A 23,943-nucleotide genomic window follows, 5' to 3' on the forward strand; every position below is an offset into this window, starting at 1 on the left:
TGCGCGGCTTTGTGTGCCGCTCGCGCGGCTATCGATAGATGGGCTCCGGCATTTCTGCGCGCGAGTAATCGAGGAAGAACACAGTGGAACAACAACATTCTGGAACTATCGCTGCCAGGGCCACGAGAGCGGAGCAGTTTCGGATTCCTCCGGGGCCAACCGAGCGATACAATTCAGCGGAAGATCTCTTTTGCTGGATAAATGAAAATTTTGATCTCTATGGAGACATCTACAGGGCTTCAGTTGTAGGAACCGAGGTGTACGTAGTCAGTACCCCGGAATATTGCGAGCGGATTCTCCGTTTGAATTGGCAAAATTATGCGAGAAAGGGTCAAGTCGTTAAGCGCATTGCACTGCTGCTCGGTAACGGACTTATCGCAAGCAACGGCGAGTTCTGGGCAAACCAGCGGCGCATGATGCAGCCGACCTTCTCCAAAAGCTCGATTAGCGGCATGGTCGGGATGATTGCCAGTATCAACAACGAGCTGCTGGATAAATGGAGGCAAGCCGCCAAACGCCACGAAGCGGTTAACGTCACGCATGACGTGAGTTCAATGGTCCTGAAGATCACGTTGGTTGCGATTTTTGGCGATGACTACAACATGGTTGCGCCCCATTTCAGTGTGCTCGTCGAAGAAGCTGCGCGCGACCTGGACTTTGCGCGATCATTTAGCCCCTTGAGAAAAATCATCCTCGAAGTCATTGCACAAAGACGACGAGACAATAGAGCGGCGGCGACAGATATTCTCGGCAAGCTAATGCAGGCGCGCGATCGGGAAAGCGGGCAGCCGATGCCGGACGCACAGCTATCCAAAGAGGTGATGACGCTAGTGGTCGCCGGCCACGAGACTACTGCCGGCCTGCTAAACTGGCTCTGGTATCTGCTGTCTCAACACCCCGAGGCGCGAATCAAGCTTTCCGCCGAACTGGATCGCTTGCCTTGGCAGACTGTTCCCACCATGGATTCCTTTCCGAACTACGCTTACACCCGGAAAGTTATCGATGAGGCCCTTCGCCTTTATCCTCCGCTTTGGCTTATGACACGCAAAGCAATCAACGATGATTATCTGGGCGACTTTTTTGTGCCTGCAGGAACGGAAATCTATATCTCGCCTTACCTCATTCAGCGCAGCCCGCAGCTCTGGGAGGATCCAGACAACTTTGATCCGGATCGCATGAGTTCGAGTGGCAGCCACAATCGGCACGAATTGGCGATGTGCCCGTTTGGCGCCGGCCCGCGCAACTGCATAGGTGAGCAATTCGCCCGGCTTGAGCTTCAGGTCCATCTCATGATGTTCGCCAAGGAGCTGGTGCTGCGTTACGACAATCAGAAACTGCCGGAAATCTCCACCGGCATGAATTTGCTCAGCAAGCACGATATTGTCATGCACCCGGAGATCAGAGGACAATACACATTGTTCTAAGATGTGCCGGCTTCGCCGGAACGGAAAGATGAAAGCTGCCGGTAAGGGACAAAGCCCTCAGACGCCGATGCCGAACAGCGATATCTCCGTATAGGCTAGATCTCCCAACCGTGGCCGATCCGATCCGAAGAAATATCTATTAGCTTTTCCTGCGAAGTATTTGCCAATCAGTCCCTGAACTGGGCCGTTCGCATCGAGCACCACCAAACAACGTCCCGAATGCCGGGCAAGAAATATACCTATCGGCCGCGCAAAGCGGACAAAGTCGTCCACATTGCGGCAATAGACAAGTTGCTGCGCACATGGAACGTTCTTGACCCGTCGGCCTCGAAATACAAATGGATATGCGCCTTGACGCGTAATGCACCACAGACTCGTGCATCCGCAATCTGCGTGCTCAAGCAATAGATCGCGATCGTGTGGATCCACTGGAATATCGAGTTTGGTATGCACATCGACGACGCTGACAGGCATATCCGGAGCGCGGCTGAACAAGGGGATCGAAACGAAGATTCCATTGCAATATCTGACGTACCTCAAAGCTTCGATTATGCGAAATGTATCCTCGGCTGGCGTAAGGTTAAGTACCGTGGCGTCCTTGCAATTGGAGGCTTTTCTAATTAGCAGTGGCGCGCACGACCTGAATGCCGGATCAACATACAAGCCGGATCCACCGCAACGGATTTTGGCTTTGCCATCTTCCCAAATTCTCGAAAATATCAAGAGCAGAATACCAACAAGCTCTCCTTCACTGTCGATGACGTATCCATATCGTGGCAGTTCTCCTGCGGGCAGCGGTCGATTGCTCAAACAGGAGAAAATGTTTTCCCAGAAACTGCGAGGACGGAAGTCGGGCGTGCCTGGCCCATACCCGCGCGTCAGCAGATCGATGGCCGCCGGGATGTCGGCGTCAGTTATGAGTCGGACTTTGATGCTGGGCACAAACAACACCGAACGGATCAGCTGTGATGTCAGCTATCGGGGCGTTCGTCTGACATTGCGACGGAACGGGCCGAATTGGGATGAAGATCTTTGCCGTCAGCACTCCGGCGAGTGAGAAAATGCTCATGACCATCTGATTTCAATTGTCGGATTCAAGAGCACGGGCGCACTCGAATTCCAAAACGCCAGGACCCCACAAGCACTTCCAACGAATCTTGCCAGCACTCTTTCGCCAGTAGATGCGGAAATGGACGCTGGCCGGAGGAAACAGGAAAGATCGACAAATTCCGCCTTCTTGATCTGGCACAACTAACTTTCTTTCGGAAGAACTAGCCATTGGTCATCCCTCGACCAAGCGAGTCGGCTGCGAACCACAACCAGGCAGAGCAGAAGAGTAAAACCTCGAATTGGCATCGAAATGTCAGGAAACTGGCATCGTGTCTTGATCTGACAAACCAACTACTCAGTTTGCAAGCGAGCCATGTCCTGAACGGACTTGGGCTAATTCTGCTCCTCCGATCTCCGTTGCCACAGTTTACCTGATCACCGCTTGTGTCCTAGCTGCACTTCGGAGGTACCTCGCTCGGAAGCGCGGACCTTCCGACATCCACCTTTGCGCCTCCGACGACGCAGGACAGTCGGTTAGATTGCAGCCATCGAATGCGCGCCGCATCTAGACGCCGGTTCGGGTCGCACGCAAATACTTCAAGGGTCCGCAGCGCCCCGGCTCGCCGATCTGTCGGATACCGAGCTGGCGATCTATGGACCGTAACTCAGTCGCCGATATGGAGGAGCGTCATGATTCCGAACAGCAAGCCCGTCAGCCATTCGCGGACATGGACGTTCTTCAAGGGCCAGTGGCACGAGGGCAATGTGCCGATCATGGGGCCACGCACCCATGGGCTCTGGCTCGGCTCGACCGTGTTCGACGGTGGACGCGCCTTCGAAGGCGTTACGCCCGACCTCGATCGTCATTGCGCGCGCGTCAATGAATCCGCGGTCAAGTTCGGGCTCAACCCGATCGTCGATCTCGACACCTGGCTGGGTCTGGCGCACGAAGGCATCGCCCGCTTCCCGGCCAATGCCGAGCTCTACATCCGCCCGATGTATTGGCCGCAGAATGGTGTCGGTGGCGGCGTGCTGTTCGATCCGGAAACGACGGACTGGTGTCTTTGCATCTATGAGGCGCCGATCCCGAAGCCTGCCGGCATCGCGATCACGCTGTCGCCGTTCCGCAGACCGAGCGCCGAATGCGCGCCGGTTGGCGCCAAGGCTTCCTGTCTCTACCCGAACTGTTCGCGGGCGCTGATCGAGGCGGCCTCGCGCGGCTTCCAGAACTGCCTGATGCTGGACATGCTCGGCAACGTCGCGGAGTTCGGCAATGCCAACGTGTTCATGGCGAAAGATGGCGCAGTCTATACGCCGGCGCCGAACGGCACCTTCCTGAACGGCATTACCCGGCAGCGGGTGATGGAACTTTTGCGCGGCGAAGGCGTCACGGTGATAGAGGCCACGCTGCAATATGCCGATTTCCTCGCGGCAGACGAGATCTTTTCGACCGGCAATTTCGCCAAGGTTATGCCGGTGATCCGGATCGACGACCGTCAGCTCGCGCCCGGCCCCTTCTACGCCCGTGCGCGCAAGCTGTATTGGGATTTCGCGCATGCGGTAAAACTAGCGGCGTGAGACGGGTTGATGCGCGATCTTGTCGATCAGGCTGTGGTGGTTTCTAACTAAGATGGTGTGGCATGGCTTTCCGGGTTGCCGATCTAATCGTTGATATTCTGATCGCGCATGGCGTCGACCGGGCATTTGGCGTACCCGGCGAAAGCTTTCTTGCGCTCCTTGACGCTCTGTACGAACGAGACGAGATCGATCTCGTGACTTGCCGCCACGAGGGAAGCGCCAGTCTTGCCGCAGTCGCCGACGCCAAGCTCACCGGTCGCGCCGGTGTCGTGATGGCAAGCCGCGGGCCGGGCGCATCCAACGCAGCAATTGGCCTCCATGTCGCTTCACAGGAGGCCATACCTCTCGTACTGCTGATTGGTCAGGTCGAAACGCCGAACCTGAATCGTGACGCGGTGCAGGAGATCGACACCGCGCGCGCGTTCAATGGCCTCACCAAATGGTCCACTAGAATCGATTCAGCGGCTCAGGCGCCCGAGATGATGGCGCGGGCATTTTCCATAGCGCTTGGCGGCACACCCGGACCAGTTGTGATCGAGCTTCCTGCAGACGTCCTCGAGATGGAGGCCGGTCTGCTCTCCGCCAGGGTTCACGGCGTCGCACGGGCCGAGCCCAGTCGAGCCGCCGTGGAACAGGCGGCCACCTTGCTTGACGACGCGGAACGACCGATTCTGCTGGTCGGAGGAGAGTGTCGCACCGCGGAATTTCGCGAGGATCTGGTCGCGCTGAGCGAGCACTGGAATGTGCCGGTCGCCGTCACTACCAAGATGCAGGATCAATATCCGAACGATCACCGGCTCTGGGTTGGGCACCTTGGCTTCTTCATGTCGCCGGCTCATGTCGGGCTTTTTGAGCGAGCGGATCTGATCGTTGCCATCGGAACTCGGCTCGGCGACTTGTCGTCCCTGGGATTTCGGTTTCCACGACAATCTCCGACGTCTCAGCCTCTGGTCCACGTCTACCCCGATCCGAATGCGATCGGGACTCACTTTCATACGGATCTCCCGATCGTGGCGTCGGCGCACCCCTTCGTAAGATCCTGCCTCGAATTACCTGTCGTCACGCGCGAGCGCGGTGAGTGGATCCAAGCCGTGGCGAAAGTCCGGGAAGCGGTGCATGGATGGCCTGAGCGGCGCATCCCCAGCGCTGATGTCCTGGGCCATGCGGTTGCGGCCGTCGCCAAGCTTTCCAGACCAGATGCTATTGTGACGACCGATTCCGGCAACTTCGCCGCCTGGGTACACCGGATTTTCCGTTTCAAGCCGTCAGCCCGGCTGCTCGGCTCCGCCTGCGGCGCGATGGGCAGTGGGATCCCTTCTGCATTGAGTGCGGGCCTTCGATATCCGAATCGCCAGGTGATCGCGTTCTGCGGCGACGGCGGTTTCCTGATGACCGGGAATGAATTGGCAACTGCGGTTGCTCGCCGGGCCAACATCAAGATCGTCATTTCCAACAACCAGTCGTACGGCACCATCCGTACGCATCAGGAGAGAGCATTTCCGAAGCGTCCTTGGGGTACGGACCTCTCCAACCCCGACTTTGCGGCCCTTGCCCGCGCATTTGGCGCGCAGGGCTATACGATCACGAACGCAGCGGAAGTGGCCGAGGTCGTCTCGGAAGCAATGTCGGCGAACGGCCCCGTTGTGATCGAAGTTCGATCCGATGTACGTCAAACAATCGACCGGTCCCTCGCTGCAGTGTCGGCTGACGTACACAGTGTTCCGGTGGCCTGAAATTCAAGGCGAAGCTACGAAGACAACGGCGCTGCCTAGCTCGCATTTCATCTTGAGTTTCGACGCAGCCCGAGGTGCCTCGTTAGAGGTAACCCACGTTGAGCGATACCCGTTGAGCGGAGCACCCAACCAATTTTCGGCAAATTGGCCTCCTCATTCTTTTTAGGATAATCTGATCGCATCAGTCCCGGACGATTTAGCAATCTGCAACTAGCATCACCGGGACGCTGCTAAGCCGTGCATGCTTGTTCAATCCACGGAGATCATCGATGCCGTTTGCCCTTGTTGAAACCGGCCATTGCAATGTAGAGCTCAAGCCGTCGCCGATCGAGCCATCCTGGATCCTTGACGGCAATCCGGAAGCCCGCTCGCACGTGCTGTCGACCAGCGCATGCGGCACTACCACGACCCTGATCTGGTCCTGCACCGAGGGCAAGTTCAACTGGTACTACGATGTCGACGAGACCATCATGATCCTCGAAGGGTCGATCGTGCTCGAGAGCAAGGGCATGCCGCCGAGGCGTTATGGCGTGGGTGACGTGATACTGTTTCGCGAAGGCGCGCACGTCAAATGGCATGTCGAAGGACATGTCAGGAAGATCGCCTTCTTCCGCCAGACCCTTCCGTTCGGAATCGGCTACGCCGTTCGTGCCATGAACAAGCTCAAGCGGATGTTCTTCGTGCCCGGCCGGCGTCTCTCAGCGCCACAACAAGACCCTGCCCCACTCTATGGTTTAACAGGCAAGTCTCCTAGCGAATCCGCTCCGGCCCACTCTTCGTGGCGGCGCAAAGCACCCGCCCTTGTTCCCGCGCTCTTCCTTGACGACGTGAACCTGGCGGCGCTTGATGGCTTGATGTTTCTTGTACAAACAACGTGAACTGATGTTGCTATGAATTGCCGTCCGATTTGGGAGCCATGCCCGAATGTCCGCTTCCAGCACCAAGATCGCGCTCCTCATCGATGGCGCCAATCTTTATTCGACCAGCAAGATGCTTGGCTTCGATGTGGATTACAAGCGACTGCTCACTGAATTCCAAAGTCGCGGCACGCTGGTTCGCGCATTTTACTACACTGCGGTCATCGAGGATCAGGAGTATTCGTCGATCCGGCCCCTGATCGATTGGCTCGACTACAACGGCTATACCGTGGCCACAAGACCGATGAGGGAGTTCACCGACGCCAGCGGCCATCGCAGGGCGAAGGGCAGCATGGACATCAAACTCGCTGTTGATGCCATGGAGCTTGCCGAGCATATCGATCAGATGGTTCTGTTCTCAGGTGACGGCGACTTCCGCCCATTGGTGGAGGCGATCCAACGTCGAGGCGTTCGCGTCACCGTCGTCTCGACCATTGCCACCCATCCTCCGATGATTGCCGATGAGCTTCGGCGGCAGGCCGACGCTTTCATCGACCTCGTGGATTTGAAGCCCAAGCTTGGCCGCGACCCGTCCGAGCGGCCGGCTGCGCGCGAGGCGCGCCATCACACATTATCCTTGCACCGCCACGACAGCTGACGACGACCTTCAATGATCAAGCAACGCTCCACGCGCGATGCGTGGTCTTGCTCTTTCTTTATTGCAGCCGCGCAGACTAGCGTGATGACTTTCTTCGAATCGTCATCCCGCTCTATCTCTTTGATTTGAGCATGATCTCCGCGCAAACGCGTTCCGCGTTTGTCGCGAGGGAAAACCGGTACCCACTTTTTCCGGATCATGCTCTAGTCCTGGAGTGAAAAGACCGCAGGCATTTTCGCTCTGCGGCTCACCGGGCTCAAATGTATCCGTATGAAAAACGCTCGATCCGCCACCCCGGCTCTTCGAACACACTGACCCGAATATCTTCGAGTGTGGAGTCGCAAATGCTGTTCCCAGGCGAGGAACACATCGGATGTTGCGCAAGGGAGACAGGGTTGATACGACCGCCTGCTCTGCAGCTTCGTCGCTGATACTCGCGATCCTACGCTGCTTTGAAGCTTCGGCTTGGCGGGCCAATGGCGCTTACCGTCACGGCAATTCCCGCCCTCACCCCTCCCGATACCAGCTCCCAAGCTGCCAGAGATCGGCGTCCCAGCCCGAGATATGCGCGGTCAGCTTGCCGCCGAGCGCCGCGACCCGGGTGCGGGAGACGATGGGCTGGATGTAATTGTCCGTTACGACGAGATCGTTGAGCTTGACGAACAGTGCTGCGCGCTTCACCGCGTCGAGCTCCTGTTCGACCTGCTTGTAGGTCTCGTCATATTCCTTGCTTTGCCAGCGCGAGACATTTCGCCCCTGCCACTTGTTTTCCTTGTTCGCCACCTGCCACGACACGTATTGGTTCATGAAGAACTGCGGATCGGCCTGCGGCATGGTGGTGTTGTACATCTGCGCATCGCAATAGAAATGCGTGTAGGTGTCGGGATTGGCGGTATCGGAGGAGAAGAATACCGATCCCACCACCGACTTCAGCTCGACGTCGATGCCTGCCTTCTGGCACGCCTGCTTGACGATGGCCTGGGTCTTCTGCCTCGGCGCATTGATCGAGGTCTGGAATACGAATTTCAGCGGCTTGCCGTCCTTGGCCCTGATGCCGTCGCTGCCCTTTTTCCAGCCGGCGGCCTCGAGGATCTGGTTGGCCTTCTCGATGTTGAATTCGAACTTCGTGTTTTTCGACCGGAAGCGTTCCGGGTTGTTGAGGAAGTTAGCGGTGGCCCGCGCCGTGCGGCCATAGATGAATTTCTCGATCGAGGCGCGATCGATCAGGAGATTGATGGCCTGGCGCACGGCCGGATCGCTGAACAGCGGATGTTTGGTCTTGATGCTGGCGCGCTCGCCATCGACCTCGACCGCGGGATCGGTCGAGTTGAGTTGCATGAATTCGACGTTGCCTGACGTCGTGATGCTCAACTTGCCCTTTCCGACGGCTTCCAGCTTCGTCAGGATCTCCTCTTCGACCTGCATGTTCCATGCATAATCATATTCGCCGGTTTGCAGCACCGCGCGCGCCGCCGACACCGCGTCGCCGCCGCCCTTGACCTCCACCTCGTCGAAATGCGGCCGGTTGGCGACATGGTAGTTGGGATTGATTTTGGCGCGGAGCATGTCGCCCGGTTTGAAATCCACGAACTGATAGGGACCGGTGCCGACCGGTTTCAGATTGTGCGGCGCCTCGCGCGATTTGGCGCCGACGTAATCCTTGAACAGGTGTTTTGGGATGATCATGCCGTAATTGCCGACAAAGGCATCGGCCCAGAACGGCGTCGGCTTGGCAAAGGTGAGGCGGACGGTGAAGTCGTCGATCTTCTCGACCGTGATGTCCTTGTAGCTGCCGATCGAAACCGCCGCGGTCTCCGGTGTTTTGGCATACTCCCAGTTGAAGACGACGTCGTCGGCCGTGAACGGCATGCCGTCATGCCATTTGACGCCACGTTTCAGCTTCCAGATCACCGAGCGGCCGTCCTCGGCCAATCCGTCATTCTCCTTGCTCGGAATTTCGGCCGCGAGGATCGGAACCAGGTTGCCGTCGCCATCCCATCCCGCCAACGGCTCGTAAAAGATCCGGGAGCCTTCCTGATCCTTGGTGCCGACGGCAAAATGCGGATTGAGCAGGGTCACGGCCTGCCAATACATCAGTTTCAGCACGCCGCCGCCGCCGGCCTTGGTCGGCTTGTAGGGAAGCGCGGTCTGGGCCATCGCGACCCCGCACTGGCTCAGCATCATCCCGGCCATCGGCGCCGAAAGGCCAATGGCGATCATTTGCTGGACAAAGGCCCGCCGCGACAACTGGCCGGTCTTGACGTCTGCGATCAGGTCTCGAATTTCCTGTTCTTTCATGAGACCAACTCCTCAACTGGTGCTGAATGCCTCGTCACGCGCGATACTGGAAATGGATCAGGTCAGCGCGAAGCTGTCAAAGCAGGATCTGCGCCATCACGCCAAGCCGATCCGAGGCAAGATGACGCGGCGTCAGTCGGCAATGGGAATGACGGCGGCCGTGCCACTTAATTGACACATCGCGCCTCAATGGCATCGCCTGCGACTTAAGCGTGACGCTGCTCGTCGCCGACCACGCGAAGGTCGATCCTGCCGATCAGGTCCGAACGAAGCGCCTCAGCGTCGCTCATGGCGGCCATGGTCTGTCGCAAAGTGCTGGCGTTCGAGCCGAGCGACACGATGCCGCCCAGCACCGCCGCAATCGAGCCGATGGCGGCGACCTGATTGGATCCGAGCAGACCGAGGACGGTGACCAGCATCAATCCGGCCCCGGCGGCGATCACCGATTTCGAGACCAGCGTGATCTTGCGGCACCGTTCGGCGGTCTCGGCCAGCTCCTCGAGCCGCGCTTCGATCCGCGTAATCTCCTCGATCGGGTCGTCCTCGTCCATCGGTCCAAAAAGCCCCATTCCGCAAGGTTCGTTTCAGGTTTCGCCGGCAGCCAGGCCTTTTACTGCAATGACACGCCGATGCCCATCGATCTCACCGCTCCCGACGATCATCCATTTGCGGCCGTCCGGTCCAAGCCCGATTGAGCCATTGGGTAGCCATGTCGAGCCCGGGCTTTCCTTGCAGCCGCGCCTGGGCTTCGTGGTAGGGCCCGGCGTAGCGGAGGCGGACCGGTAGATAGGGATATACGCGGCCGATCCACCTCAGCGCTCGATCTGCGGCTCTCCGGTCGCGTTGGTCAAGATCGAGGCCGAAGCCTGTGCGCACCCGCTCGGGCAACATCTGCGCGGTCAGGGCCAGATACCATCGCGGCGGCCGCAGCCACGGCCGCGCGCCAGAGAAGATCTGTTGGGCCACGTCGCGCGCCGCGGGGCTGACGGACAGGGTGTCGGATTGCGCCATCGCGGCGGTGTAATCCGCGAAGGATGACCAGTCCGCCGGCAAATCCTCGGGCTTCAGCCCGAACAATGACCCGAACAGCCGGCTTTCGGTCCAGTACCGCTCGCGCTCTTCCGCCGAGAGCGGTGGCAGAACAAGGTCGTGCGCCATGGCGGCGGTCTCGACCAGGGTGGCGTGAACCCAGCGCAGCGCGGCGACATCGTTGGCGCTGTAGAGTGAGCCTTTGGCAAAGCAGCCGATGGCCTCGGGCAAATTGCCGGAGATGCCGGCGTGCCGCCGGTGCAGGCGCCGGGCGGCGGCGGTTGCACTGTCGAGTGAACCGAACACCATCGTGAACATCACTTCGAAGGTACGGTGAAAGCGGCCGATCGGATCGGCAAAGGTGCGCGAGTGCTCGGCGATGGCGGCCGCAACCCAGGGATGCGCCAGTTGAAGCAGCAAGGCGCGTCCGGCGCCGAGAAAGACGACGGCTTCCCGGTCGATCCGCCACGTCACCGACGCAGGACCAAAAATGCCCTCGTTCGGGCCGGCGGCGCCGGCCCTGACGACTTCGAGCGCAGACTCAAGATCACTTTCCGAGACCAATTGGCAAACCTTCGAACGATCGACTTGCTTTTCGCGAGGCAGATTCTACCGCAACTCAGCGGGCGCGGGCAGACGTATCTTGCGCATCGGTAAAGCCAAACCAGGCGAGCGGCAATGCGAGCGCGCAGAGAACTGCCATCGCAACGAACGCCCCTCCCCCATAATTCGCGTAGAAAAAACCCGAGAACAGCGTCAGCGCAGCCGTCACCGCGCCTGAACCGAACGCGTAGGCGGCTTGGGCGGTCGCGGCCATGCGGGTCGGAATAAGAACCGCCATCATCCGCATGCAGGCGAGATGCAGCAGGGCAAATGTCAGTCCGTGCAGCGGCTGTACCACCGCGAGCGCCACGACTGAGGTCGTTGTCCCCGCGACCGACCAGCGGATGATTCCGGCCGCGGCCGCCAGCACCGCCGCGCCACGCGCGCCGAACCGGTTGAGCAATGCCGGGCCGACCAGGAAGAACACGATGACTTCCGCGGCGACGGCTTCCGACCACAGGATGCTGATCACGGAGGTGTCTATGCCGGCATTGCTCCACCGGATCACGGCAAAGGCATCATGCATGGCGTGGCTGCCGTAGATCAGAGTCGAGACGAGGATCAGGATTCGAAACCGCGCAATCCTGAGCAGCCCGCGGATTTCGCGCGCAAGCTTCGATGCGCTGATATGCGGCGCAGTTGGAGTAGAAGCCCTGGGGACCAGCACAGTAGCGCCAGTGGCCGCGATCAGCAGGGCCGCGTTCAGCCAGATAACACGCGTGAGGTCGCTGGAAGTAATGAGCTGTCCGATGATCAGCGTGCCGCAGACGAAAGCCGCGGACGCGGCACCGCGGATCCAGCCGTATTCGAACGGCCTTCCCGCCATCTGAGGCCTGGCGGCGTTGACCGACAGCGCGTCGGCGATCGACGTCGTCGGAGCCAAAGCCGCTGCTTGCACCAACGCAACAAGCAACAATAACCAGAAGCCATCCGCGCGTAGCAGTGCCACGGCCGCTGCAGCCGCCAGGACCGTGCAGAATGCGAGCACGAGGCGCAACGATTGCAGGAAGTCGGCGAACATCCCCACGAGTGGTCCTGCGACAAGGCGCACCAATAACGCCGCCGCCAGTATCAGTCCGATCTGCTCGGGCGTGAGCGATCTGGTTTCGAAATACTTTGGCCAGAATGGCGACGCCACGCCGAACGCCGCGTACAGCGTGGCGTAAAGCGCGATGTAGGCGAGCGGTCCGCTGACGCGCATGTTCCAAAGTTCCACTCGGTAAAATTACGGGCGATAAGAACACTGCTCTGCCGCAGTTCGCCCGCGAAATTTCCACATCCAAATTCTAACCGACCGCCTTCACACACCATGGATGGAAAATTGATGCGATATGTTTTCGCCGCCGTGATTGCTGTGTTTGTGATCGCGGTGGATCTTGAAAGTTCCGGCAATGGATCAATATGGACCGAACCATCTTTCGTCGTTGCCGAAGCGCAATCGGAACCCGCTGCGGGAACAAATTCTCAGCCGGGAACAGCGACCGCATCGGCGGAGTCTTCGCAACAACTGGACGCGACGAACGTCGTTTCTGCGCCAGACGAGAAGACAACGGCAGCCGATGCCGATGCTCATGCAGCCGCCTCGATCAACGAGGAGCCCTCATCAGCGGATGTGATCTGCGAAGCGGTCAAGACGGCCGCCGAGGACAACGATATTCCGATCGGATTCTTCGTGCGTTTGCTCTGGCAGGAAAGCAGGTTTAAAGCGACGGAAGTCAGTTCCGCAGGCGCGCGAGGCATCGCGCAGTTCATGCCGCAGACGGCAGTCGAGATGGGCTTGAAAAACCCGTTCGATCCGCTGCAGGCGATCCCGGCGTCGGCAAAATTCCTTCGCAAGCTGCATAATCAGTTCGGCAATCTCGGGCTTGCGGCGGCTGCGTATAACGCAGGCGGCGGCCGGATCGAGAAGTGGCTATCGCGACGTGGTGGCTTGCCGAAGGAAACGCGCGCTTACGTCAAGATCATCACGGGTCACAAGGCCGAGGCCTGGATCGACGAGGAAAACACCGTCCACATGCCGACCGATCTGCCGCACAAGGCGCCATGCGAGGGCGTCGGCGGCTTGTCGCGGCAAGACCAGGTCGCCACTGTCAATGTCGACCTGACGCCTGCGGCCAGCGCGATGGTGCGCAAGGCGGAAGCCGGTGAGGTCGAGGAGAAGAACGCGACCGTCAGGAAGCTGCGCGTTGCGGCGAGTTCGGTAGCCCGACGCGTCCGTGCGGCGGCGAGCAAGGCCAAGGCACGCGTTGTGCTGCTGGCAGCGCGGAAATCAGGGAAGAAATCCGCCGTGCGCCTCGCATCGGAATCTTCCGGCCGAAAGTCATCGAGGGCGGCGCGAGAGTTGTAACGCTGTCCTCAGACGAAAAAAGCCCGCGAGGATCGCGGGCTTTTATCTCGTGAGTCTGCTTTACCAGCCGCTGCCGAAGCTGAAGGTTACGCCGGGGCCGCCGTAGTGGCGGTGACCATAGTAGCGGGGACCGTAATAGCCGTACGCGCGCGGCGAGTAGTAGTTATAGCTCCTGTAATAGGGCCGGTAGTGATGATGGCGCCAGTGGTGGTGATGACGCCAGTGGCGGTGCTGGGCGCTGAAATCGGTGGAAGTCTGGGCGGCATTCGTCGCGCTCTTTGCCTTCACCGCATTGTCGGCGGCGTTGGCTGCGGAACCTCCCATCAGCGCAGCAGCACCAACGGCGAATACGATAGCTAGCTTCTTCATCATCGAACTCCAGTAAACGTGTCTGGGGCTAACCAGCCGGCGCGCCTGACGTTCCGGTGTGCGACATAACGCTCCTTGAACAAATATTCACGAAGATGAACGCGAAGTTCCTGCGACAAGCGTAGCGTTGTCCGACGATGAGTCGCGGCGTAATGATTCGTTGTGATCGAAAAGCAGCGACAGTGCCGATGTGGCGCGATCTACCATCGCACCGAAGCGATAGCGCCCTCGCGCGAGATCGACAGTTTTGAATGCACGGCGTGCGGCGCCACGCTCGAAACATGGGACTGCGCGTGGGTGCCGATCTATCGGCTGATCAGCAGCCCGACAGTCAAGTCAACCGACAACGACGGCGCGCACGAATCGGACGCCGCCTGCAAGGCTATTCCACCGCAGCAAACGTAACGGCGATCGTATCCGGGGAAACGCCGCTCACCTGCAGCACCACCGGGCTCGCGTCGAGATCGAGCCGCACGCTCTTGCGCACGCCCGGGCAATCGCCGCGGCCGGTGCTTCCGACGGAGCGGGCGGAGTGGGCGTAGCGGCCGTTCTGGATCACATCGATCCAGGCATCCTCCGACAAGGTGATCTGGTAAATGCCGGGCTTTGATAGCGCTGGCAGGCGAACCATGCCGCCGTGCCATGGCTCGGTTCGTGGCTTGCGCTCCGGCGGCACGGCGAAGGAAGCCTGCGCTCCCGGCTGCAGGCGGATCAGGAGCGCGCCTGATGGCAGCGCCGCCAGGGTCTCGCCCGCGGCAATCGCGGGGTTGTCCGCCGCCGCAAACGCTGCGCGTTCGCTTGCCAAGGACCATGCGAATTTTTCGCAGCCGTCATCAGCCGCGACCGGTTCGAGCAAGGCAATCAGCGCGACGGCGACGAGGAAGGAGCGAAGCATCGAAAGTCTCCTACTTCGGCAGAGCCGGCGCCGCAAAGCCGTGCTTTGCCAGCATGCGCTGGCCATCCGCCGACAGGATGAACAGCGCGAATTTGTACGCCGGTGCCGAGGCGCCGTTCAGCACGGTCAGGCCGTAATCGGCGCCGACCGCGAGCGCATCGGGCAGTTGCACGATCTGCTGCGCCGGATTCTCGCGCTGCGCGGCGAGCGCGTTGGTGCAATAGGTCAGAAAGATATCGGCGGCGTTTTGCGCGATGAGCTCGCCATAGATCGAGCGGCCGTGCGGCGCGGGCGGGCTCGTGGGACCGCCGGTGAGCTGCAGCACTTTGTTCTCCAGCGTCGCTAATGCGCCGGGTTCTGATCCTCTCGGCTTTACCAAAAACCTCCCAGGCGCAATCGCCCGACGGATCGGCCTTTGGCGTCGAGGTGCCGAGCTTCACTTGCGGGTCGAGCATGCGGTCCATGAGCGTGGCCGGCGCGACGTCGAGACCGGGCCGCACCAGCGCGCACAGCCGGCTGCGCGCGAACAGCACCACCGCCCCGCTGCGGTTCTCCTGCGCGAGCGCCTGCGGGTGCTCCATGTTGGCGGAGGCAAACACCTCCGCCTTGGCACCCGCCGCGATCTCGTCCTTCAGCAAACCGGAGGCGCCGAATTTTGCCTGCACCTTGCCGAGGTTTGCGGCTTCAAACGCCTTTGCCACCTCGCTCAATGCGGCGCGCAAGCTGCCGGCGGCGTGAGCAACACCGTTTCCTCTGCCATCGCCGGCGCCATCGTGACCAGGAGAACCGCGAACGCCGCCGAAAACCGGCCTGCATCACGCGCCGGAATCGCTGGCGTTGGGATAGAACAACTGCTCGCCGTTGATCTTGTAATCGGCGATCGCCTTCTGGCCCTCGGATGATACCAGCCAGTCGATCAACTGCTGGCCGAGATCTTTCTTGACGCTCGAATGCTTCTCCGGACTAACCAGCATGACGCCGTACTGGTTGAACAGCCGCTTGTCGCCTTCGACGGCAACGACGAGATCGCCGCGATTCTTGAACGACAGCCAGGTGCCGCGATCGGCGAGCACATAGGCGTTCGAGGCGGACGCGGTGTTGAGCGCCGCGCCCATGCCCTGCCCGATCTCCTTGTACCAGGGACCCTTGTCTCTCGCGATATCGACCCCGGCAACTTTCCAGAGGTTCACTTCCGCCTGATGGGTGCCAGACTTGTCGCCGCGGGAAATAAAATCGGAACGCTTGGCCTTGATCGCGGAAAGCGCCGCGACGATGTCCTTCGAGCCCTTGATGCCGGCCGGATCGCTCTTCGGGCCGACCAGGATGAAGTCGTTGTACATCACGGGATAACGCTTGACGCCAAAGCCTTCGGAAACGAATTTTTCTTCCGCAGCTTTGGCGTGGACAAACACGACGTCGGCATCGCCCCGGCGTGCGGTATCGAGCGCCTGTCCGGTGCCTTGCGCCACCACCTTCACGTCGATGCCGGTCTTGGCCTTGAACATCGGCAGGATGTGGCCGAACAGGCCGGAATCCTGCGTCGAGGTGGTCGAGGCGACCACGATCGATTTGTCCTGCGCGACGGCGTGACCTGCGAAAACCAGACTGGCAATCGCTGCAATCAGCAAACGGGTGAGCGCGTTCATTCGTTTCTCCTTAAATCAATAGTTCACCGGCGAGGAACGCCCTCGCCTCGAGAGTTCGCGGCGCGTCGAAGAACGACGCGGCCGCGCCGGTCTCTACGATGCGGCCGCGGTGGAGCATCACGACCTCGCCGGCGAGCCTGCGCGCCTCGCCGAAATCGTGGGTCGCCATCACGACCTTGATGTTGCGTTCGCTGACCGCGCGGATGATGTCTTCCACCGCCTTCGTCGCGACCGGATCGAGGCTCGCGGTTGGCTCGTCCAGGAACAGCACTGCGGGATCGCGCGCCAGCGCGCGAGCCAGCGCCAGCCGCTGCTGCTCGCCGCCGGAGAGCCGACGCGCGGCGCGGCCGGCGAGCCCGTGCAAGCCGACCAGTTCGAGCAGTTCATCGGTGCGGCGCGTATGCTCCGCCCGTGGGATGCCGGCAGCGCGCAGCGCAAACCGGATGTTGGCGGCAGCGCTGCGCCGAAGCATAGCCGGGCGTTGAAACACGATCGCGCGCTTGAGCGGCGGGACGTTTTGCAGCCCGCCCCAGGTGATGCGCCCGCGGGACGGCGCGAGCAGTCCCATCGCCACGCGCAGCAGCGTCGATTTGCCCGAGCCGTTCGGGCCGATCAGCACCGTCGGCGCACCCGGCTTCAGCGCGAGCGCGATATCGTCGAGGATCGTGACGCCGCCGGCCGCAACCGTGACGCCATCGAATTCAATCGGCAGTTCGCTTGACGGCGCGCGCATGGTCACCCCGCCAGTCGCTCTCCGGCGCGGCGTACGCTCCAGGCCAGCGCGTTGACGGCGATCACGATCGAAATCAGCACCAGCCCGAGGCCGACCGCGAGCGGCAGGTCGCCCTTGGACGTCTCCAGCGCAATCGCCGTCGTCATCGTGCGGGTAAAGCCTTCGATGTTGCCGCCGACGATGATGATGGCGCCGACTTCCGCCGCGGCGCGACCGAAGCCGGCGAGCAGCGCGGTGACGAGGCTGAAGCGCGCATCCCAGATCAGCGCCGCGACGCGACCGATCGGGCCGAGATTCATCGCGGTCAGTTCGTCGCGGTATTCGATCCAGAGATCCTCGATGGTCTGGCGCGTCAGCGCGGCGATGATCGGCATGACCAGCACGGTCTGCGCGATGATCATGGCGCCTGCCGTGAACAGCAGGCCGAACGAACCCAGCGGCCCGGAGCGCGACAGCGCGAGGTACACCGCGAGACCGACGACGACGGGCGGCAGGCCCATCAAGGCGTTGAGCAGGACGATGACGCCCTGGCGGCCGCGGAAATTCGTCAGCGCGATCCAGGCGCCGAGGGGAATACCGATCAGCGCGGCCAGCGCCACCGCGGACAGGCTGACATAGAGCGACAGCCGCACGATGGCGAACAGCGCGGGATCGCCGGAGAGCACGAGTTGAAGGGCTGATACGTCGCTGGCCATGGGAATTTCCGTTCGGCAGACATCTTGCGCAGATGGTACCGGCATGGTCAATTTGCGGAAATGCTGCATCCAGGTGCATATTAATGCCTATGCGAGAACTTCTGACGACCGACGAGGCTGCCGACTATTTGCGGCTGTCCGAACGCAAGCTTTACGAACTGGTGGCAGACCGCGCGGTGCCCTGCAGCAAGGTGACCGGGCGCTGGCTGTTTTCGCGCGCCGCGCTGGACCGCTGGGTCTCCGCCGGCTTGATCGCGCCGGCCGGCCTGGCGCAGGTGTCGGCGCCCTCCATCGTCGGCGGCAGCCACGATCCGCTGCTGGAATGGGGCTTGCGCGAAAGCAATTCGGGGCTGGCCAGCCTGCCCGAGGGCAGCGAGGAAGGCCTGCGGCGGCTGACGCGTGGCGAGGTGATGATCGCGGCGATCCATTTACATCGGCTGGACGGCGACGATGAGCGAGCCAATGTCGAGGCGGTCGCCGATGCGCCGGGATTGCACGATGCCGTCGTGCTCGGCTTTGCCCGGCGCGAGCAGGGCATTCTGGTTGCCGCAGGCAATCCGCTTGATCTGAGCGACATGGCCTCGATCGCCACCTCGCGCGCCCGTATGGCGCAGCGTCCAGCGGGCGCCGGCGCGCAATTGCTGCTGCTGGCGCTGCTCGCGCGCGCCGGCATCGCGCTCGACGATCTGAAACTGGCGAAGCCAGCGTTTCCGACCGGCCCCGATATCGCGCAGGCCATCCGCGCGGGCCGGATCGATTGCGGCATCGCTACCAGAAGCGTGGCGAAATCGGCGGGGCTCGATTTCCTGCCGCTCGTCTGGGAGCGCTTCGATCTCGTCATGCGGCAGCGCGACTATTTCATGAAGGGGCCGCAGGCGCTGTTCGACTTCATGCGCGGGGTGGGCTTTCGCGATCGGGCCGCCGAGCTTGGCGGTTATGATGTGAGCGAGGCTGGCGCGGTGAGGCTGGTGAACTAGGGCGCACACGAGTTGAGCGCGCTGCGAGCGGCACCGATGTCCGCCTTAAGGGATGAACCCGACATGGCGGTTTGACGGTCCAAATGCCGTCTTTGACCCGGAGCGGTCCTCGTTCGGAAAGGTTACTCCCAATGCCCGTCTCCGATCCGGCTTACAGCTTACAGGCGATAGCGGAAATCGGTATCATTCACATCAGAAAGCAATGGGAGGAAACAATGAACCTGCGGTACGCACATCTGACTCTCACTGCCTGTACGATGGCTTGGACTGCCACGGCCTACGCTCAGAGCAGCCAACCCGTTGTCAAATTGCCAACTGAAATCGAGTTCAAGGCACCGCTAGGGCCGGGATCGCAATCCGCAGTCTTGTACGGCGACCCAACAAAGCCGGGTGTCTATGTTCAGCGAACCAAATTTCCACCAGGCACTAAGGTCATGCCGCATTGGCACCCAGACGAGTGGCGCACCGCGGTGGTCTTGTCCGGAACGCTGTACTTCGGTGTCGGCGAACAATGGGACGAAAGCAAATTGAAGGCCTATCCCGCGGGCACGTTCTATTCAGAACCGCCGAAGACGCCACACTACGTCTGGGCGAAAGATGGTGAGGTCATCATCCAAACCACGGGCATGGGGCCGACGGGCACGACGCCTATTCCTCAAAAACAATAAAAGTCGACAGTGGCCCGGCAAGACAGTCGTTGCGTTTGCCAGCTGATCTTGGAATCGCGGCTGCCGCTGTACTCGGCCTGCCGCCGATTCTGCTCGCCCGGCTCTGACGACGTGGACGAGCGCGCGTGACTCATGGTTGCAGTTCGGCCCTTCTCCGACCGCGCTCAGAATCCAGCTTGAGTCCGGAATACGCACCAAACGAACGCTGCTGGCGACTTTGAGTCATGGATTCACGCCCCAACTTTCTTGCCTTACAATTTCCTTGCGCGAACCGGTGCCGATCCCCGAACCAAGTTCAGGGACATATTCCGGTCGAAAACGCTGCGCCTACCTCCGCCCCGGCAGCCACGCGACAAACCCGGCCTCACCGAGCCGCTTCATCACGTCCTCCAGATGCGCGCGATCCCGCGTTTCGATTACGACTTCGAGCAACGTGCCTTTGGCGGGCAGATCGGAGAACGTGCGCTGGTGCGAGACCTCGATGATGTTGGCGCCGGCCTCCGCCAGCAGTGCCGAGACGGCGGCGAGCTGGCCGGGCCGGTCGACGATGTCGATGGCGATCTGTGTCAACCTTCCCTCGCGCGCGAGCTCGCGGGTCAGGACGGACGCGATCAGCCGCGTATCGATGTTGCCGCCGGTGAGGACAAGCCCGACATTGCGCCCGGCAAAGCGCTCCGGCGCCGCCAGCACAGCGGCAAGGCCCACAGCGCCTGCGCCCTCGACCACGGTCTTTTCGATCGCGATCAGCATCGACACCGCGCGCTCGATCTGGTCTTCGGTGACGAGAACGATGTCGTCGACGAGACCGCGGATGATTTCGGTGGTGATCCGTCCCGGCACCTTCACCGCGATGCCTTCGGCGAGCGTATCGCCGCGCATCGGCAATTTCTCGCCGCGGATAGCGTTGTACATCGACGGATAGAGTTGCGCCTGCACACCGACGATGCGCAATTCCGGCTTCAGCGATTTGGCCGCGATCGCCATGCCGGAGATCAGCCCGCCGCCGCCGATCGGCACCACCAGCGTATCGAGATCAGGCGCGGCCTTGAGCATTTCGAGCGCGATGGTGCCCTGCCCTGCGATGATCAGCGGATCGTCGTAAGGGTGGATCATGATGAGGTTGTTCGCCTCGCCATGCTTGCGCGCGAACTCGCCGGCCTGCTCCAGCGTCTTGCCCGAAATGATCGTATTCGCGCCATGCCGTCGCGTGTTCTCGATCTTCACCATCGGCGTGCCGACCGGCATCACGATGGTGGCGGGAATACCAAGCCGGTTGGCATGATAGGCCACGCCCTGCGCGTGGTTGCCAGCCGACATCGCGATCACGCCGCGCCGGCGCTCGTCCGGCGAGAGCGCCTGCAACCGGTTGAGCGCGCCGCGTTCCTTAAATGTCGAGGTGAACTGCAGATTCTCGAATTTGAGCCAGACGTTGCAGCCGCAGATCTCACTCAGCGTCCGGCTCTGGTCGCATTCGGTGACGGCGACGGAGCCGGCAATGGACGCGGCCGCGGCCGTGATATCATCTGATGTGACGGGAGGGCGGCCGGCCTTGGAAGCAGGCTGGTTCGCCGGCACGTCTTTGGGGGCATTCGACATCGGGATCACCTCGTTGCGAGGCAACCGTATAAGCCTATTTCGCCTGATACGCCCCCTCCGAATCTCGTAAAAGTCCCGCCCCATGAACATGGGTGTCGCAAAAAACCGCTGCGGCGTTACACTTAGCCGGGCTGCGGGGACAGCGGCCGGAGTTTTCAGATGAATTCATTGAGCGAGGGGCCGAAAGCCGAGGCCATCACGGTCGTGCTGCTCGAGGACGATGCACCGACGCTTTGGCGGCTGCAGGACGCGCTGACCAAGGCCGGCTATCAGGTCAAGGCTGCGGGCACGCTGGCGGAAGCCCGCGCCTGTTTGGCGCAAGCTGCGCCAAAGGTGCTGCTGACCGACCTTCAACTGCCCGACGGCCATGGCGTCGACCTGATCAGGGAAACCCGGCGGCGCTTTCCCGATACCGAGATCATGGTGATCTCGATCCTCGGCGACGAGGAAAGCGTGATTTCGGCGATCACCGTCGGCGCAACAGGCTATCTGCTCAAGGACGCTTTCCCGACCGATATCGCCGCCACCGTGCGCGATCTCGTCGCCGGGCATTCGCCGATCTCGGCCTCGATCGCGCGCTTCATCGTGCGCCGAACCCAGAGCACGCCGGAGCCGCCGCCAGGCCCTGCCCTCAACACCACCAAGCTGACGCCGCGCGAGATCGACATTCTCTGGGGCATTGCGAAAGGTTTCAGCTACGCCGAGATCGCCAGCCATCTCGGCCTGTCACGGCAGACTGTGCCCGGTCACATCAAGAACATCTATCGCAAGCTCGAGGTCCACACCCGCGGCGAGGCAGTTTTCGAGGCGGTTCAGCAGGGCTTGATCAAGCTGTGAACGATCACGCCGACGACGCGCAACCGGATTTGCCCGGCCGCGAGCGGCGGCGGCTGCAATCGTCACGTCTGATCCAGTATCTGCTGCTGCAGGCGGTGATCGCCGGCGCCTGCGTCGTGGCGCTGCTGCAGTCGCTGCCGGGACCTCCCGCGCAGTATCAGATGACGGCGTTTCAGCTCACTGACGCCGGCTTCGAGCGAGCCGTGACGCTGCCGTACTTCTCGCCGCGCCGGGATGCGATGAACGATCCGCCGTGCTTCAGCGGGCAATTCGTCCGCCCGGCCGGCGAGGCCACGCGCCCCTGGTCGGTGTTTCTGCCGCGCTTCACCAACGGCGTCGAGGTCACGGTCAACGATGTCGTGATCCTCGACAGCCGGCGCGATCCTGCCGCCAACCGGCCCGACCGCAACACGCCGGCGATTGCGGTGATTCCCGCATCGGTATTGCGCGACGGCGACAACGTCATCTCGATCCGGCTGTTCATCTGGGGCCCGATCACGGGCTTCCTCGATCGCATCTGGGTCGGCCCGGATGAGCTGTTGCGCCCGAGCTATGATCTGAGAACTTTGGTCTTCGTTACCCTTCCGGTGGTGTTCTCGTCCTGGCAGGCGATCCTGGCGGTGATCCTCGGCATCATGTGGGTGATGCGGCGCCATGAGCCGGCCTATGGCGTGCTCGCGGCTGCGATGGCGGTTGGGGTCGGGCAGGCCTTCCTGCAAACACCGATGGGCGAGACGCCGTTCTCCAAGCTCAACGTGATCCTGATCTCCTCTGCGCCGATCGAAAGCGCGCTGGTGCTGACCTTCGCGTTGTTGTTCTCGGGCTGGAAATGGCAGCGCTATGGCTGGATCCTTTTCATTCCCGGCGTGCTGCTGGCGCTGGCCGGCCTGTTCGGTAATCAGGCGATGGTGCGCGCGCTGTTCCTGATTCTTGCCGTTCCAATGGTCGGGATCTCGCTGGTCATCATGGCTATTGTGACCGCCCGCTCGGCGCTGAAACGGCAAAACGTAGCGGGCCTCCTGCTCGGCTGCGCGGTCACGATCATGCTGACCTGCTGGATCGCGGACCTGCTCTCGGTGTTCCAGATGACGCCTAACCGCATCTTCACGGCGCGGCTGTCGTATTCGGCGATGCTGGTCGCGATCGGCGCCGGGCTGACCTGGCGGTTTGCGCGGGCACTGAATCAGGTCGATGGCTTTGCCGGCCGTCTCGTTACGCAAGTGCGCGAGGCGGAGGAGAAGCTGAAGGCGAGTTTCGCCCGCGAGGAGGAGCGCGCCCGGGCGGCTGCATTGGCGCGGGAGCGCACCCGGCTGATGCGCGACCTCCATGACGGCCTCGGCGGCCAGCTCGTCAGCATCGTGGCCTTGAGCGAACGCGGTAACGGCAGCGCGGGTATAGGTGATGCGGCGCGTGCGGCGCTGAAGGATCTGCGCCTCGTCATCGATTCGATGGACGACATCGGCGGCGATCTGATGCTGGCGCTCGGCTCGTGGCGCGAACGCGCCATGGCGCAGTTGCGCCCGCACGACATCGCGCTCGACTGGCGCGCCGTGACGCCGCAGGGCCTGCCGGTTCACCCCGAGCTGCGGCCGTGGCATGTGATCCAGATCGTGCGGTTGCTGGATGAGGCCGTCACCAATGCGGTGAAGCATGCCAATGCGAAGCGTATCACGGTGAGGATAGAGACGCTGGCAGGCGCCGATGGTCTCGAGCGCGGCTGCATCACCGTCGAGGATGACGGCAAGGGGTTTGAGATTACGTCGGATGGCGCAGCGGCAGGCGCGATAAAGGCGGCGCGCGGCTTGCGCAACATGCGAAGCCGCGCTGCGCGCTGTGGCGCGGAGCTTGTACTGAGCTCCTGCGCTCAAGGGGCTGATCAAGGCACGCGCGTGAAACTGACTTTGCCCCACCGCTTTCCCGACAGCGAGGGCGCGGCCGGTTAGCTTACGT

General features: G+C 61.6%; 21 protein-coding genes and 2 pseudogenes. 11 read left to right on the forward strand and 12 right to left on the reverse strand.

Going from position 1 to position 23,943, the window contains the following annotated elements; translation table 11 throughout:
* Nucleotides 1–83: 83 nt before the first annotated feature.
* Entirely contained in the window at nt 84–1,424 is a 1,341-nt protein-coding gene (locus AC0QUY_RS20370) for a cytochrome P450 (protein WP_475388117.1), read from the forward strand.
* A 57-nt stretch (nt 1,425–1,481) separates the two neighbouring features.
* On the opposite strand, the gene AC0QUY_RS20375 is transcribed toward AC0QUY_RS20370, so the two are convergent.
* Nucleotides 1,482–2,375 (reverse strand): acyl-CoA acyltransferase, encoded by an 894-nt coding sequence (locus tag AC0QUY_RS20375; RefSeq protein WP_475388118.1) that lies wholly within the window; start codon nt 2,373–2,375, stop codon nt 1,482–1,484.
* Nucleotides 2,376–3,164: 789 nt separating this feature from the next.
* Here AC0QUY_RS20375 and AC0QUY_RS20380 point away from each other — a divergent pair.
* The 4 genes and pseudogenes from AC0QUY_RS20380 (at nt 3,165) to AC0QUY_RS20395 (ending at nt 7,300) form a co-directional block, all read left to right on the forward strand.
* The gene (locus AC0QUY_RS20380; RefSeq protein WP_475388119.1) at nt 3,165–4,052 is read left to right on the forward strand and encodes a branched-chain amino acid aminotransferase; all 888 of its coding nucleotides are present in this window, start codon (nt 3,165–3,167) and stop codon (nt 4,050–4,052) included.
* 62 nt (nt 4,053–4,114) lie between these two features.
* Nucleotides 4,115–5,785: a thiamine pyrophosphate-dependent enzyme gene (locus AC0QUY_RS20385; protein WP_475388120.1), complete on the forward strand. Its 1,671-nt coding sequence runs from the start codon at nt 4,115–4,117 to the stop codon at nt 5,783–5,785.
* Between the two features lie 269 nt (nt 5,786–6,054).
* Nucleotides 6,055–6,486: pseudogene (locus AC0QUY_RS20390) on the forward strand (cupin domain-containing protein); the annotation flags it as partial.
* Between the two features lie 223 nt (nt 6,487–6,709).
* Nucleotides 6,710–7,300 carry a LabA-like NYN domain-containing protein gene (locus AC0QUY_RS20395; RefSeq protein WP_475388121.1) on the forward strand — a complete coding sequence of 197 codons (591 nt, stop codon included), beginning with the start codon at nt 6,710–6,712 and terminating at the stop codon, nt 7,298–7,300.
* A 507-nt stretch (nt 7,301–7,807) separates the two neighbouring features.
* On the opposite strand, the gene AC0QUY_RS20400 is transcribed toward AC0QUY_RS20395, so the two are convergent.
* The 4 genes from AC0QUY_RS20400 to AC0QUY_RS20415 all read right to left on the reverse strand — a co-directional run bounded on the left by AC0QUY_RS20400 (nt 7,808) and on the right by AC0QUY_RS20415 (nt 12,431).
* Nucleotides 7,808–9,598 carry a peptide ABC transporter substrate-binding protein gene (locus tag AC0QUY_RS20400; protein WP_475388122.1) on the reverse strand — a complete coding sequence of 597 codons (1,791 nt, stop codon included), beginning with the start codon at nt 9,596–9,598 and terminating at the stop codon, nt 7,808–7,810.
* Nucleotides 9,599–9,804: 206 nt separating this feature from the next.
* Nucleotides 9,805–10,149: a hypothetical protein gene (locus AC0QUY_RS20405; protein WP_161856245.1), complete on the reverse strand. Its 345-nt coding sequence runs from the start codon at nt 10,147–10,149 to the stop codon at nt 9,805–9,807.
* 91 nt (nt 10,150–10,240) lie between these two features.
* Nucleotides 10,241–11,191 (reverse strand): oxygenase MpaB family protein, encoded by a 951-nt coding sequence (locus tag AC0QUY_RS20410; protein WP_475388123.1) that lies wholly within the window; start codon nt 11,189–11,191, stop codon nt 10,241–10,243.
* A gap of 55 nt (nt 11,192–11,246) precedes the next feature.
* A complete protein-coding gene (locus AC0QUY_RS20415) occupies nt 11,247–12,431 on the reverse strand; it encodes an MFS transporter (protein WP_475388124.1) in 1,185 nt (394 codons plus the stop codon).
* 123 nt (nt 12,432–12,554) lie between these two features.
* Between AC0QUY_RS20415 and AC0QUY_RS20420 the strand changes: the two genes are divergently transcribed.
* Nucleotides 12,555–13,577 carry a lytic transglycosylase domain-containing protein gene (locus tag AC0QUY_RS20420; protein WP_475388125.1) on the forward strand — a complete coding sequence of 341 codons (1,023 nt, stop codon included), beginning with the start codon at nt 12,555–12,557 and terminating at the stop codon, nt 13,575–13,577.
* 60 nt (nt 13,578–13,637) lie between these two features.
* Here the strand turns inward: AC0QUY_RS20420 and AC0QUY_RS20425 are convergent, their stop codons facing one another.
* Nucleotides 13,638–13,946 (reverse strand): hypothetical protein, encoded by a 309-nt coding sequence (locus tag AC0QUY_RS20425; RefSeq protein WP_475388126.1) that lies wholly within the window; start codon nt 13,944–13,946, stop codon nt 13,638–13,640.
* Nucleotides 13,947–14,108: 162 nt separating this feature from the next.
* Here AC0QUY_RS20425 and AC0QUY_RS20430 point away from each other — a divergent pair, with 162 nt between their 5' ends.
* Nucleotides 14,109–14,351, forward strand: a complete 243-nt coding sequence (locus AC0QUY_RS20430; RefSeq protein ID WP_475388127.1) for a hypothetical protein — start codon at nt 14,109–14,111, stop codon at nt 14,349–14,351.
* On the opposite strand, the gene AC0QUY_RS20435 is transcribed toward AC0QUY_RS20430, so the two are convergent.
* The 5 genes and pseudogenes from AC0QUY_RS20435 to AC0QUY_RS20455 form a co-directional block, all read right to left on the reverse strand.
* The gene (locus AC0QUY_RS20435) at nt 14,329–14,841 is read right to left on the reverse strand and encodes a hypothetical protein (RefSeq protein ID WP_475388128.1); all 513 of its coding nucleotides are present in this window, start codon (nt 14,839–14,841) and stop codon (nt 14,329–14,331) included. The genes AC0QUY_RS20430 and AC0QUY_RS20435 overlap by 23 nt on opposite strands.
* A gap of 10 nt (nt 14,842–14,851) precedes the next feature.
* Nucleotides 14,852–15,542: pseudogene (locus AC0QUY_RS20440) on the reverse strand (molybdate ABC transporter substrate-binding protein).
* A 114-nt stretch (nt 15,543–15,656) separates the two neighbouring features.
* A complete protein-coding gene (locus AC0QUY_RS20445; RefSeq protein WP_475388129.1) occupies nt 15,657–16,487 on the reverse strand; it encodes an ABC transporter substrate-binding protein in 831 nt (276 codons plus the stop codon).
* A 10-nt stretch (nt 16,488–16,497) separates the two neighbouring features.
* Nucleotides 16,498–17,220 (reverse strand): energy-coupling factor ABC transporter ATP-binding protein, encoded by a 723-nt coding sequence (locus AC0QUY_RS20450; RefSeq protein ID WP_475388130.1) that lies wholly within the window; start codon nt 17,218–17,220, stop codon nt 16,498–16,500.
* A gap of 2 nt (nt 17,221–17,222) precedes the next feature.
* Nucleotides 17,223–17,915 (reverse strand): ABC transporter permease, encoded by a 693-nt coding sequence (locus AC0QUY_RS20455; RefSeq protein WP_475388131.1) that lies wholly within the window; start codon nt 17,913–17,915, stop codon nt 17,223–17,225.
* 83 nt (nt 17,916–17,998) lie between these two features.
* Here AC0QUY_RS20455 and AC0QUY_RS20460 point away from each other — a divergent pair, with 83 nt between their 5' ends.
* Nucleotides 17,999–18,892: a substrate-binding domain-containing protein gene (locus AC0QUY_RS20460; RefSeq protein WP_475388132.1), complete on the forward strand. Its 894-nt coding sequence runs from the start codon at nt 17,999–18,001 to the stop codon at nt 18,890–18,892.
* 131 nt (nt 18,893–19,023) lie between these two features.
* Nucleotides 19,024–19,560, forward strand: a complete 537-nt coding sequence (locus AC0QUY_RS20465; RefSeq protein ID WP_475388133.1) for a cupin domain-containing protein — start codon at nt 19,024–19,026, stop codon at nt 19,558–19,560.
* Between the two features lie 327 nt (nt 19,561–19,887).
* On the opposite strand, the gene AC0QUY_RS20470 is transcribed toward AC0QUY_RS20465, so the two are convergent.
* Nucleotides 19,888–21,156, reverse strand: coding sequence for a threonine ammonia-lyase (locus AC0QUY_RS20470; protein WP_475388134.1), 1,269 nt, complete (start codon nt 21,154–21,156; stop codon nt 19,888–19,890).
* A 159-nt stretch (nt 21,157–21,315) separates the two neighbouring features.
* Here AC0QUY_RS20470 and AC0QUY_RS20475 point away from each other — a divergent pair, with 159 nt between their 5' ends.
* Together AC0QUY_RS20475 and AC0QUY_RS20480 are read left to right on the forward strand one after the other, a co-directional pair.
* Nucleotides 21,316–21,993: a response regulator gene (locus tag AC0QUY_RS20475; RefSeq protein WP_475388135.1), complete on the forward strand. Its 678-nt coding sequence runs from the start codon at nt 21,316–21,318 to the stop codon at nt 21,991–21,993.
* Complete coding sequence (locus AC0QUY_RS20480) at nt 21,990–23,936, forward strand: sensor histidine kinase (RefSeq protein WP_475388136.1); 1,947 nt, start codon at nt 21,990–21,992, stop codon at nt 23,934–23,936. The genes AC0QUY_RS20475 and AC0QUY_RS20480 overlap by 4 nt, the downstream gene beginning before the upstream one ends.
* Nucleotides 23,937–23,943 lie beyond the last annotated feature (7 nt).

The organism is Bradyrhizobium sp. WYCCWR15520 (assembly GCF_056174665.1).